This window comes from Serratia sp. JSRIV002 (assembly GCF_019968725.1).
GTDB lineage: Bacteria > Pseudomonadota > Gammaproteobacteria > Enterobacterales > Enterobacteriaceae > Chania > Chania fonticola_B.
Map to the genome: position 1 here is coordinate 4,256,899 of NZ_CP074143.1, position 12,821 is coordinate 4,269,719.

11 protein-coding genes and 2 pseudogenes are annotated in these 12,821 nt (G+C 56.0%); 5 read left to right on the plus strand and 8 right to left on the minus strand.

Translation table 11 applies throughout. The annotated features are described in order from the left end of the window. Positions 1-388 precede the first annotated feature (388 nt). From KGP26_RS20050 to KGP26_RS20070, 5 genes are all read left to right on the plus strand, one after another. Entirely contained in the window at positions 389-1,624 is a 1,236-nt protein-coding gene (locus KGP26_RS20050) for an ABC transporter substrate-binding protein (protein WP_280922719.1), read from the plus strand. Then, entirely contained in the window at positions 1,621-3,624 is a 2,004-nt protein-coding gene (locus KGP26_RS20055; RefSeq protein ID WP_223664511.1) for an ATP-binding protein, read from the plus strand. The genes KGP26_RS20050 and KGP26_RS20055 overlap by 4 nt, the downstream gene beginning before the upstream one ends. Next, positions 3,618-4,862, plus strand: coding sequence for a sigma-54 dependent transcriptional regulator (locus KGP26_RS20060; protein ID WP_223500190.1), 1,245 nt, complete (start codon positions 3,618-3,620; stop codon positions 4,860-4,862). The genes KGP26_RS20055 and KGP26_RS20060 overlap by 7 nt, the downstream gene beginning before the upstream one ends. A gap of 155 nt (positions 4,863-5,017) precedes the next feature. After that, positions 5,018-5,263 carry a type II toxin-antitoxin system Phd/YefM family antitoxin gene (locus KGP26_RS20065; RefSeq protein ID WP_021807062.1) on the plus strand — a complete coding sequence of 82 codons (246 nt, stop codon included), beginning with the start codon at positions 5,018-5,020 and terminating at the stop codon, positions 5,261-5,263. Beyond that, a complete protein-coding gene (locus KGP26_RS20070; RefSeq protein ID WP_059201450.1) occupies positions 5,263-5,664 on the plus strand; it encodes a type II toxin-antitoxin system VapC family toxin in 402 nt (133 codons plus the stop codon). Before KGP26_RS20065 ends, KGP26_RS20070 begins: the two co-directional genes overlap by 1 nt. Before the next feature lie 118 nt (positions 5,665-5,782). Here the strand turns inward: KGP26_RS20070 and KGP26_RS20075 are convergent. The 8 genes and pseudogenes from KGP26_RS20075 to KGP26_RS20105 form a co-directional block, all read right to left on the minus strand. Then, a pseudogene (locus KGP26_RS20075) lies at positions 5,783-6,784 on the minus strand (ATP-binding protein); the annotation flags it as partial. Between the two features lie 92 nt (positions 6,785-6,876). Next, positions 6,877-7,105, minus strand: a pseudogene (locus tag KGP26_RS30440) (sensor histidine kinase); the annotation flags it as partial. A 5-nt stretch (positions 7,106-7,110) separates the two neighbouring features. After that, on the minus strand, positions 7,111-7,791 hold the full coding sequence (locus tag KGP26_RS20080; protein WP_021807065.1) for a response regulator transcription factor: 681 nt from the start codon (positions 7,789-7,791) through the stop codon (positions 7,111-7,113). Positions 7,792-8,000: 209 nt separating this feature from the next. Further along, positions 8,001-8,882 carry a cysteine synthase CysM gene (cysM, locus tag KGP26_RS20085; protein ID WP_039995377.1) on the minus strand — a complete coding sequence of 294 codons (882 nt, stop codon included), beginning with the start codon at positions 8,880-8,882 and terminating at the stop codon, positions 8,001-8,003. 68 nt (positions 8,883-8,950) lie between these two features. Beyond that, positions 8,951-10,039, minus strand: a complete 1,089-nt coding sequence (cysA, locus tag KGP26_RS20090; RefSeq protein ID WP_021178698.1) for a sulfate/thiosulfate ABC transporter ATP-binding protein CysA — start codon at positions 10,037-10,039, stop codon at positions 8,951-8,953. Beyond that, a complete protein-coding gene (gene cysW / locus KGP26_RS20095) occupies positions 10,029-10,904 on the minus strand; it encodes a sulfate/thiosulfate ABC transporter permease CysW (protein WP_209554869.1) in 876 nt (291 codons plus the stop codon). Before cysW ends, cysA begins: the two co-directional genes overlap by 11 nt. Next, positions 10,904-11,737, minus strand: a complete 834-nt coding sequence (gene cysT, locus KGP26_RS20100; RefSeq protein WP_021178700.1) for a sulfate/thiosulfate ABC transporter permease CysT — start codon at positions 11,735-11,737, stop codon at positions 10,904-10,906. The genes cysW and cysT overlap by 1 nt, the downstream gene beginning before the upstream one ends. Beyond that, positions 11,737-12,759, minus strand: a complete 1,023-nt coding sequence (locus tag KGP26_RS20105; RefSeq protein WP_223664512.1) for a sulfate ABC transporter substrate-binding protein — start codon at positions 12,757-12,759, stop codon at positions 11,737-11,739. The genes cysT and KGP26_RS20105 overlap by 1 nt, the downstream gene beginning before the upstream one ends. Positions 12,760-12,821 lie beyond the last annotated feature (62 nt).

Genomic DNA, 12,821 nt, shown 5'->3' on the forward strand with positions numbered 1-12,821 from the left:
ATGGTGTAATTAATTCATTAATAAGACAAGCCCTGTAATATGTGTCAAAATTGACTCAAACCCAGAACAAATAAGCCCAGTTTTGACCCATCAATTAACATTACCGTTATTAACCAAAAACCAGCTCGCTCACTTCCCCGCGCCAGAGCGCCACAGCACTAAGGTTGCGCACAAAGCCAGCCCACAAGTGGTGATGTTTTTGAAGGCGTTAACAGTATTGATGGGCTATCGATGGTAATATTCTGACTTCATCAACGTTATAACCCCGGCTAAATTCTGTTGGTTGACGAAAAATATTTTTGTCCCAAATGCTTTGCGGGTTATTTTTATCGTTATTGCGATTTTATGAATAAGATCACAATCGATGAGGTCTAGGGAGAGTTTTATTATGCGTGCAACGCTCGTTTTTGCGGCAATGGCCTGCTGGCTGTTATCCACTGCTGCCTGCGCCAAAAGAAATGAACTGGTGATGGCCACCACCTTTTCACCAGAGGCAACCGCCTACCTCATTAGCCGTTGGCAAGGCCAGCCCCAGTCTGTAGTCATCCGCACGCTGAACCGCACCAGCACCTCCCTGGAACAACTGCTCGACAGCACCGGCAGTGACAACGTCGATCTGGTGCTGACCTCCTCCCCCATGCTGCTCCAGCACCTGCAACAGCATCAGCGCCTGGCAAACTATGAGGGTGCTCCGGAACAATCACAGCGGCTGGTGCCTGAACCTATCCGCAATACCGCCGTGGCGGTGGCCATTTCGGGTTTTGGCCTGCTGATCAACCGCACCAATCTGGCAGAGAAACGGCTGCCGCTACCAGACGATTGGGACGATCTGACCGATGCCCGCTACCAGGGGGCCCTGCTGATGAGCAGCCCTTCCCGCTCGGATACCAGCCACCTGATGGTGGAATCGCTATTGCAACAGCGGGGGTGGCAATCCGGCTGGCAAACGATGCTATCGGCGGCCGGTAACCTGATCACCATCTCTTCGCGCAGCTTTGGCGTGGCGGATAAAGTCAAAAGCGGCCTGGGTTCGGTCGGGCCGATTATCGATAACTATGCCAATCTGCTGCTTGACGATCCACACCTGGCCTTCCATTATTTCCCTCAGGCCGCGGCCTCCCCCACCTATATTGCCGTGACAAGCAATAGCCATTACCCCGCCGAGGCCCGGCGCTTTATTCAGTTCCTCCTCAGCCCACAGGGGCAGCGGGTCCTGGCCGATACCAGCACGGGAAAATACCCGGTGGTTCCACTGCCGGCAGACAGCCCACGCTTCGCGCAGCAGCAAAAGCTGTTACAGCGGCCACCGCTGAATGACTCCCTAATATTGCAACGCCAGCGCCTGGTCCAAAAGCTGTTTGATACGGCCATCAGCTTCCGCCTGTCTCAACTCAAGGACGCTTGGAAAGCGTTGCATGGTGCTGAAAGCCGCCTCAAACGGCCCTTGCCGGAGATCCGTGCGCTGTTGACCGCCATTCCCGTCACCCAGGCCCAAAGCGAAGATCCGCAGTACCTTAAACAGTTTGCTGCACGTAGCGAGAGCGAGCAGCAGGTCATGGAATGGCAACTGTTCTTTCAGCAACAGCAGAGAAAGGCCATCAAGGCGCTGGAAGAGTTAAAATGAGCCGTTTATTGCCGCGCTTCTTCAAACGCCTGACCATCAGCGCCTGCCTGCGGGGTGCCTTTCTCACCGGCGCGCTGCTGACGCTTACCGTCAGCGGGGTCAGCCTGTACTCCTGGCATGAGCAAAGCTCGCAGGTCCGCTATGCGCTGGATGATTACTTTCCGCGCATCCAATCCTCGTTCGTGATCGAAAGTAATCTGAACACGCTGGTCGATCAGCTCAATGAGTTTTTGCAGGCCGCCAATACCAATGCCCGCCTGCAGTTAAGAAATCAGATCGTCGGTCATTTGGAGCAAATCGAGCAGGCCAGTATGCAGTTGGATAACCCTGAACGTCAGCAAATTCAGGCGACGCTGGCAGAAAGCCGCCAACTGTTGGGACGATTGGACAATGCGCTCTACAACATGTTTATCGCCAGGGAAAAGGTCAATGAGATCGCCGCACGCATCAGTTGGTTACATGATGACTTCACCACCGAGCTGAATTCGCTGGTGCAGGATTTTAGCTGGCAACAGGGAGCTTTGCTCGATCAGATGGAGACAGGCTCTGGCCAGGCGCTCCCCCGCTTGCAGGCCAGTTTGCGCGAGGTGCAAAGTGAACAGCAGCAGGTTTACGCCCTGGCACGCATCGAGAACCAGATCGCCGATGCCCTGCGCGATCGCCTCAATGAGCTGCAATCCGGCGCTGAAGAGCCCACTTCGGTTGCCGAGCACGTACGTTACCTCGCCTACCTGAAAAAAACGGCGAACGAAAATATGCAGGGGTTGCAGACTCACCCCAGCACCATCACGCTGCGGCAAACCATCGACGAACTGCTGGAGACCGGCATTGCCGAAAACAGTATGCCTGCGGCGATGAAAGACTATCATCAGGCACAACGAGCACTTACGCTGGCTACTCAGGCCAAGGAGGCGACGCTTGCCCGCTTTCGCACACAGCTGGAATCGCAACTGAGTAACAGCCACCGGCAGATGCAAACCTTTAACCACCGTCTGGAGCAGATCATCCGCGTCAGCGGCAGGCTAATTGTGATCGCCACCCTGCTGGCGATGTTATTGGTGTATTTGCTCAATCACTATTTTATCCGTTCCCGCCTGGTCAAGCGCTTTACCCTGCTAAACCAGGTGGTGGTGCGTATCGGCCTTGGGGAAACCAACGCGGCGATCCCGGTTTACGGTGGCGATGAACTGGGCCGCATCGCCCGTCTGTTGCGGCGCACCCTAGGCCAGTTGAACCAGCAAAAATCCCGACTGGAGCAGGAAATCACCGAGCGCAAGGGCATTGAGCAACATTTGCGATCCACACAGGATGAGCTGGTGCAGGCCGCCAAACTGGCCGTGGTTGGGCAGACCATGACCACGCTGGCCCATGAGATCAACCAACCGCTGAACGCCCTGTCGATGTATCTGTTTACCGCTCGTCATGCGGTGGAGAAACAACAGCCAGAGGCGGCCACGCTGGCCCTGACCAAAGCCGACGGTCTGATTGGCCGCATGGATGCCATCATCCGTATGCTGCGGCAATTCACCCGGCGAACGGAACAGGATAGCCCCTCTCAGCCCGTTGATTTGCGCCAGTCACTAATCGCCGCCTGGGAGTTGCTGGCTCTGCGCCACCAACCGCTGCAGGGGGAACTGCGGCTACCGGAAGGCTCACCAAACGTGTTAGGTGATGAGGTACGCATTCAGCAGGTATTGGTCAATCTGATGAGTAACGCGCTGGATGCCTGCCAAGAGCGGCCATTATTGCAGATTAGCTGGCAACGCCAGGCGTCCGGTTGGCAGATCATGCTGTGGGATAACGGACCTGGCTGGCCGCTGGCGCGGGCTGAATCGTTACTCAAACCCTTCACCACCAGCAAATCGGTGGGCTTGGGGATTGGCCTGTCCATCTCGCTTTCGCTGATGCAGCAAATGGGCGGCAGCCTGCATCTGGCCTCTACGCTGACGCAGAACGCCTGCGTCGTTTTACAGTTTCAACCGGTGGATCAACCATGTTAAGCCAACAAGCGCAAATTCTGTTAATCGACGACGATGCCGACGTCCTCGATGCCTATACCATGCTGCTCAACCAGGCAGGCTATCAGGTTCAGGCCTGTAATAACCCGCTTAAGGCACAGGAAATGCTCGGTGAGGAGTGGCCAGGGATCGTGATCAGCGATGTCTGTATGCCTAGCTGTTCCGGGATTGAGCTGATGGCGCTACTGCTCGCTCACGATGCCTGTTTGCCGGTGTTGTTGATCACTGGCCATGGCGATGTGCCGATGGCGGTTGAAGCGGTGAAAAAAGGGGCCTGGGACTTTCTGCAAAAGCCGGTCAACCCGGCCCAGCTACTCGAACAGGTCGCGACCGCGCTGGCCCAGAGACGTTCTTACATTGCCCGTCGTCGTTGGCAACAGGAACAGCTGCAGAGCAATCTGATTGGCCGTAGTGAGTGGATAAAGCAGCTACGAGTGCGTTTGCAGCAGGTAGCCGAAACCGATTTGGCGGTTTATCTGCAAGGGGAGTTAGGCGTCGGCAGGACGTTGGCAGCCCGTTATTTACACCGCATGAGCCATCGCAGCGAACAGCCGTTGATCGTGGGTGAGTTGACACCGGGGGGTGAGGCACCGTTAGAACAATGGATTGAGCAGGCAAGCGGCGGGACGCTGATTTTACGCCACCTCGAGCACTTGTCTATCACCCAGCAGGCGCGGTTGATCCAGCTCCAGGGACAAGACCCTCTGCCCTTCCGGCTGATCGGCATTGGGACTGCACCGCTGGTGGAACTGGCCGCCGGGCATACCCTACTGCCCGATTTCTATTACTGCTTTGCCATGACCCAAATCGCCTGCCTGCCGCTTTCTCTGCGCCCTGACGATATAGAGCCGTTATTCCGCCATTACCTGGAACAGGCCTGCCTGCGCCTTAACCATCCGTTGCCGGATCTGCCAGCCGAGCTGATTAAGCGTTTGGTCAAAAGGGTATGGCCAAATAACGTGCGCGAGCTGGCCAATGCCGCAGAGCTGTTTGCCGTAGGGGTGATGCCACTGGCAGAGACCGCCAACCCGCTGTTGCACGGCTCCGATCCCGCTCCGCTGGATCAGCGTATCGAAGACTATGAGCGCCAGATCATTACCGAGGCGTTGAACCTGCATCAGGGACGGATTAACGAGGTGTCCGAATATTTACAGATCCCGCGTAAAAAGCTCTACCTGCGGATGAAAAAGTACGATCTGGACAAGCAGCATTATCGTTGAAATCAAGCTGCAAACATCCCTCAACTGACCTAACACGTAGGTGCGCTGCATGCAGCGCCCGTCTAGCTTGCAGCGAACGTAAATCCTGGTCTAACCTTATTGACCAGACCAATAAAATGACTATACTTTGAGCAAGTACAATAAGAGGTCATGTTATGGAAAAGGTAAACATCTACGACGCGAAAACCAACCTGTCAAGAATTGTCCAGGAAGTTGCTCGTACAGGTGAGCCCGTGCTGATCGCAAAAAATGGTCATACTCTGGTTAAGGTCATCGCATACAGAGAAGATAAACCTAAGCGCAAGCTGGGTTTCCTCAAAGGTAAGGGGAGCGTTCCTGTCAATTTCGACGATATGAACAGCACCGAACTTGTTGATTTATTCGAAGGAAAATACTCGTAATGGATTTCCTGTTAGATACCAATATATTGCTGTTCATGGCTTATGAACCGGAAAAACTGACAGCTGATGTTGTGGAAGTCCTGGAAGATACCGATAAAACGCTTTGTTTTAGTGCAGCGTCAATATGGGAAGTGGTCATTAAAAGCAATTTGAACAAACCCGATTTTTCTATCGATCCCAAACAGTTCAGGGAAGGACTGTTTGATGCAGGTTTGATTGAAATTCCCATTAAAAGCGAACATGCGCTAGCTGTCAGTGATTTACCTGAAAAGCTACATAAAGACCCGTTTGATCGGCTCATTGTCGCTCAGGCGAAAAACAACAAACTTGCTCTGATCACAAGTGATAACAAGCTGATAGACTTTGTCAGTGATTACATAACAGTGATCCCGAATAAATAGCCAGCATGCTGTGGGTTGTGGCTCTGAGTACCAAGCTAACCCATACGGGCGCGGCATGCAGCGCCCCATTGTGAGCCCAGAGAGAGTTTGTCAGCAGTCTTTATTTTGTCTGTAACCTTTAGCTCCAGCGCGGTACCCGAAGCGTGATCACCAGGCCACCCTGTTCGCCATTGTGTGCCTCAACCTGCCCACCATGGGCCAGCACCACTTTGCGCGTGATCGCCAAACCCAGGCCATAACCTTTGCCAGACATCGCCGACTTTACCCGGACGAAAGGATCAAAGATGCTGGACAGCTTCGACTCCTCCACGCCCGGCCCCTGATCGCTGACCTGGATCTGGAACAGCTGGTCGATACGCGTCAGCACCACGGTCACCCGTTGGCCGTGGCTGGAAAAGCGCAGGGCATTACGCACAATATTCTCTACCGCCCGGCGCATCAGTTCGGCATTACCTTTTACGGTGTATTCCTCGTCGGAACTGGCCTGCAACACGATTTCTACGCCAGGGATCTGCGCCTCATAGCGCGCATCGTTAACCACCGCCTCCACCAGTCCATAGAGATCGAAATACTCTTCATCATTGGACAGGCCGTTGTTCTCGGTGCGCGACAGCGCCAGCAGTTCGCCAATCATCTTGTCCAACCGCCCGGCTTCGTGCTCGATACGCTGCAACGAGTTCTCCACGTTCTCCGGATTTTGCCGCCCCAGGCCGATGGCTAGCTGCAAGCGGGCCAATGGCGAACGCAACTCATGGGAGACATCATGCAGCAATTGCTCACGGGCGCTGACCAGTACCTCCAGCCGCTCCGCCATGCTGTCAAAGTCACGAGCCACCTCAGAAAGCTCGTCATGGCGCCTCCGCATCGCCGGGAACAGCCGCACCGCCAGATCGCCCTGCGCTACCCGCTCAAAACCGGCGCGCAGTTGGCGCATCGGGCGCGTCAGGTTCCAGGCCAACATGGCGCTGAACAGCAAGCCCCCCAGCCCACCGACCCACACCATTGGCTCCGGGATGTTCAGCAGACGCCAGCGCTTGGGTGGCCGATATTCGGCACGCAGTCCTGCCAGATCGTAGCTCAACCGGTAGCTCTGGTTATCTGCACCGGTTACCCATTCCACCATCATTTTCGCTGGCTGGTTGGTCTGTGGGTTTTGGCCTGACTCATCAGCCGATGGCTTAATGGCTGGCGTTACGCTTAAGAAGCGGCGTTCGGTTTCAGGCCATTTGGCAACCATTGCGTTCAACGCAGGCATCCCACTGCTGCGCAACACCGAGGCCGCAGAGGTCAGTTGCAGATTAGCGATACGCCAGGTCATGCTGTTTTCCGGGACCTCATGGCGATTACCATAAAAGGTAAACGTCACCCACAGCGCCTGGGTCATGATGATAAACGTCAGCCAGAAACCGAGCAGGATTTTCCAGAACAGTCTTCCGCGCATCGGCATTACCTGATGCGGTAACCGATACTGCGCACGGTTTCAATGCTCAGTCGGTTATCGGTTAGCGCGCCCAGCTTCTGGCGGATATTGCTGATATGCACGTCCACGCTGCGATCGTAAGCCTCACGTGGCCGCCCCAGACCTTTCTCTGACAGTTCATCCTTCGACACCACTCGTTCTGGCGAACGCAGCAGTAACTCCAACAAGTTGAACTCTGAGGCGGTGAGGTCGAACGTCTTACCCTGCCAGGCACTGCTGCGGGTGGACGGGTTGAGCGTCAATTCGTTAAAGCTCAGGACAGAAACCTTATCCACCGCTTCCGGCTGCTCTTCAAACCGGCGCAGCACCGCACGCAGGCGTGCCACCAGTTCGCGTGGGTAACAAGGTTTGGGGACATAGTCGTCGGCGCCCATCTCCAGCCCGATTACCCGGTCGATGTTGTCCCCTTTGGCCGTCAGCATGATGATCGGCAAGCGGCTCTTTTTACGTACCTCGCGCAGCACGTCGATACCGCTCATGTCCGGCAGCATGATGTCGAGGATCATCGCGATATACTCGCCAGAAAGTGCACCATCTACTCCAGCCTTGCCGGTCAGCACCAGGGACGCGTTGAATCCTTCAGCCGTCAGGTATTCGCTCAGCATGGTGCCAAGTTCCAGATCGTCATCGACCAATAAAATTTTCATGCCCACTCCTCCGCTGATTTGCCGCCATTTTCGCGTCTATTGTCGCTGTACGCAGCCGGTTTTACCTAATCCTTACACATTGACATTCTCCCGACACAAATGAAAGATGGGGCTTTAAGGCTCAGGGGATAATCGATCTTGAGGGGATAAATGGCAGAGGTTAGGGAATAGGTAGAGAGTCACGCTCCTCCCTACCGATTATTACTCAGCTAGGAAAATACGCCGGTAGACAGGTAACGGTCACCGCGATCGCAGATAATGGCGACAATGACGCTGCCAGGATTGGCCGCAGCAACGCGCAGTGCTCCGGCTACGGCACCTCCGGAGCTGACGCCGCAGAAAATACCTTCCCGCTGAGCCAGTTGGCGCATGGTCTGTTCGGCTTCGCTTTGTGCCATATCCAACACCTGATCCACCAGCTCAGGGCGGAAAATACCCGGCAAATAGGCCGGTGCCCAACGGCGGATGCCCGGAATGCTGCTGCCTTCAGCAGGCTGTAAACCGATGATATTCACCTGCGGATTTTGGCTTTTCAGGTAGCCACCAACGCCGGTAATGGTGCCGGTGGTGCCCATGCTGGAAACGAAATGGGTGATACGGCCAGCGGTCTGCTGCCAGATTTCCGGGCCGGTGGTGGTGAAATGCGCGTAGGGGTTATCCAGATTGTTGAACTGATCCAACACCTTGCCCTGACCCTGCTGCTGCATCTCCAGCGCCAGGTCACGCGCCCCTTCCATCCCCTGTTCACGGCTGACCAGGATCAGTTCTGCACCATAGGCACGCATTGCCGCCTGGCGTTCCATGCTCATGTTTTCCGGCATCAGCAGCTTCAGCGTGTAGCCCTTCATCGCACAAATCATCGCCAGCGCGATGCCGGTATTGCCACTGGTGGCCTCGATCAGCGTATCGCCCGGCTGGATTTCACCGCGCAGCTCCGCCTGCTGGATCATCCCCAGCGCGGCCCGATCCTTGACCGACCCCGCCGGATTGTTGCCCTCCAGCTTGAGCCAGATTTCACTGTCCAGCCCTTCGGCCAGTCGTTGTAGTTTTACTAACGGTGTATTACCGATGCATTGTTCCAGCGTGGTCACAATCATTGCCTGCGTATAATGTAAAAAGGCAACCCAGGGTTGCCTTAAATGGGAATGGTTAGAAATTATCAGGCGCTTTTAGCTAACGCAACCGGTTGTAACAGTTGTTCACCGGCGTAGAGACGGGCATTCAGGCTGCCAACGTAGTAACGGTCCCCGCGCGCCGGTGCGGCATGGCCTTCCGACATAATCACGCTGATAGGCTCCTGATGCCAGCCAATCGGCTGCACGGTCAACTGCCAGAAGTGGCCACGCGGGCTGACTTCCAACACCTGTACCGGTAATGGGCAACGGGCACTGCAATCGGTGCCAATCTCCATTTCCCACGGGCGCAGGAACAGATCGACGCTGCCTTGGTGCATTGGCTGGAACGACAGCGGCCATTGGTGAGCGCCCACAAACAGCTGTGAACCGCGGATTTCACCGTTCAGGCGGTTAACTTCGCCCATAAACTCCAGCACGAAGCGGGTGGCGGGTTCACGCATGATCTCGGTCGGTGAACCTACCTGCTCGATATTCCCCTGGCTCATCACCACGATGCGATCGGCAACTTCCATCGCTTCTTCCTGATCGTGAGTGACGAACACGCTGGTAAACTTCAGTTCTTCATGTAGTTGACGCAGCCAGCGGCGCAGTTCTTTACGCACTTGCGCGTCCAGCGCACCAAACGGCTCGTCCAGCAGCAGGATCTGAGGCTCCACCGCCAGCGCGCGCGCCAAGGCGACACGTTGCTTCTGGCCGCCGGAAAGCTGTGAAGGGTAGCGATTAGCCAGATGACCCAACTGCACCATCTCCAGCAACTGCTCCACTTTCTGTTTGATCGCCGCCGCATTCGGACGTTCGCGACGTGGCAGCACGCTCAGGCCAAAGGCGATATTGTCGAAAACCGTCATATGGCGGAACAGCGCATAGTGTTGGAACACGAAGCCGACGCGACGATCGCGCGCATGCACGCGGCTGACGTCGGTGCCGTGAAAGCCCAGCTTACCGCTGCTCTGGCTTTCCAGCCCGGCGATAATCCGCAGCAAAGTGGTCTTGCCCGAACCGGATGGGCCTAATAACGCCACCATCTCACCGGAAGGAATATCGAGCGAGATATCGTTCAATACCTTGGTACGGCCAAAAGACTTGTTGATACCGTTAATCTCAATGCTCATGATTTTCCTCCCGCTCGAGACGCGCATCCTGACGCGCCAGGCGCCATTGCAGTCCGCTTTTCAGAAATAGGGTGACTATCGCCATCAGGGTCAACAGTGCCGCGGCGGTAAACGCCCCGGCGGTGTTGTAATCCTGATGCAGTAATTCCACTTGCAGTGGCAGGGTATAGGTTTCGCCACGGATAGAGCCGGACACCACCGATACCGCACCAAACTCGCCAATCGCGCGGGCGTTGGTCAGTACCACGCCATACAGCAATGCCCAGCGGATGTTCGGTAAGGTGACGCGGCGGAACATCTGCCACCCGGAAGCGCCCAACAGCACCGCGGCCTCGTCTTCCTGGCTGCCCTGGCTCATCATCAACGGCACCAATTCACGGACCACAAACGGGCAGGTCACGAATATCGTCACCAGCACCATGCCGGGCCAAGCGAACATCAGTTGAATATCATGGGCATCCAGCCAGCCGCCGATCGGGCCGTTGGAGCCGTAAAACAGTAGATACAGCAGCCCCGCCACCACCGGCGACACCGCAAACGGCATATCGAACAGCGTGAGCAGCAGTTGGCGGCCAGGGAACGTAAAGCGCGTAACCAGCCAGGCCAGCAAAGTACCGAACACCAGGTTGACCGGCACGGTGATCAACGCCACCAGCACCGTCAGCCAAATGGCGTGCAGCATGTCCGGATCCGACAGGTTATGCCACACTGCACCTACGCCAGAGGAAAATGCCTCGATAAAGATCATCACCATCGGCACGACCAACAGCAGGATGGAGAACAGCACGCCGATGGCAATCAGCGTCCATTTTCCCCAATTCACGCGTGGGCGCTCTGCGCCGTTCAGGGCGGTAACATCAGCCATCAGTGCCCTCCAATACGGCGGCCAAAGCGGCTCTGCAAGGTGTTAATGGCAAACAGCAACAGCAGTGATGCTGCCAGGATCACCGAGGCAATCGCACTAGCGGCCGGGTAATCGAACTCCTGTAAGCGCACAAAAATCATCAATGAGGTCACTTCGGTTTTCCAGGCAATGTTGCCTGCGATAAATATCACCGCCCCAAACTCCCCCAGGCTACGGGTAAACGACAGCGCCGTACCGGCGAGCAGCGCTGGCGCAACCTCTGGCAACACCACGCGACGGAAACTTTGCCAGCGGGTAGCCCCAAGGGTTTCGGCGGCCTCTTCATATTCTGGCCCCAACTCTTCCAGTACCGGTTGCACCGTGCGCACCACGAAAGGAATGCTGGTAAAGGCCATCGCCACCGCAATCCCCAACCAGGTGAAGGAAACCTTGATATCAAAATGAGCCAGCCATTGGCCGTACCAACCGGTGGTAGAAAACAGCCCCGCCAGGGTCAGCCCGGCCACCGCCGTAGGTAATGCAAACGGCAAATCCATCAGGCCATCCAGTAAGGAGCGGCCAGGAAACTGGTAACGGGTGAGGATCCAGGCCATCAGCATGCCAAACACCGCGTTGAAAACGCTGGCGACTCCGGCCGCCAGCAGCGTCACCTTATAAGCGGCCACGACCTGCGGATTGGTGATCACTTCCCAATACTGTGCCAGGCTCATTTGCGCCAGCTGCATCACCAGCGCGCTGAGCGGCAACAGCAAAATCAGGCAGGTGAAAAGCAGGCTGCTTCCCAGACTGAGAGTAAACCCAGGCAGAACCCGCTTGCTGGCCATCGAAAACATTACTTATGCCCTGCCGCTAACAGTTGGTCCAATTCGCCGCCCGTTGCAAAGTGGGCACTCATCACCTGCGGCCAGCCGCCGAACTGATCTTCTACGCTGAACAGCTTGGTCTCAGGGAATTGGCTCTTGGCCGCCGCCATCACCTGCGGATCATTGACGCGATAATAGAAGCTGGTGATCAGCTTCTGGGCCGCCGGGCTATAGAGATAGTTCAGGTACTCTTTGGCCACCTGTTCGGTGCCGTTTTTCTCAACGTTTTTGTCCACCCAGGCCACCGGGAACTCCGCCAGAATATCGACCGGCGGCACGATCACTTCATACTTGTCTGCACCGTACTGCTTGCGAATATTGTTCACCTCGGATTCAAAGCTGATCAGCACGTCACCCAGGCCACGTTCGACAAAGGTCGTCGTTGCGCCACGGCCACCGGTATCAAACACCACCACGTTTTTCAGTAAACGGGTCATGAACTCACGGGTCTTGGCCTGATCGTTGCCATCAGCCTGGCTGGCAGCACCCCAGGCGGCCAGATAGGTGTAGCGGCCATTGCCGGAGGTTTTCGGGTTCGGGAAGACCAGCTTCACGTCATCACGCACCAGATCGCTCCAGGTGTGGATGCCTTTCGGGTTGTCCTTGCGCACCAGGAACGCCATGGTGGAATAGAATGGAGAGCTGTTGTTCGGCAGGCGTTGCTGCCAATCTGCCGGGATCAGTTGGCCGCGATCGTGCAGGATTTGCACGTCACTGACCTGGTTATAGGTGACCACATCGGCACGCAGCCCCTGCAAGATCGCCAACGCCTGTTTGGAAGAACCGGCATGGGACTGTTTGATGGTCAGTTTGTCGTTCGGATGCTGCTGATCCCACTGCTTTTCAAAGCCTGGGTTCAGCGCGGCAAACAGTTCGCGGGAGACGTCATAAGAGCTGTTGAGCAATTCTGCCGCCGAAGCCGTACCGCTGGCTAACAATGCCGCCACCAGCCAACCTTGCAACAGCGTATTTTTAACCCGGGAATGTTTCATTCTGCACCTTATCACTGAGTCTTACCGCCGGGCTGATGCCCTGATATTGACCAGTGTATTTA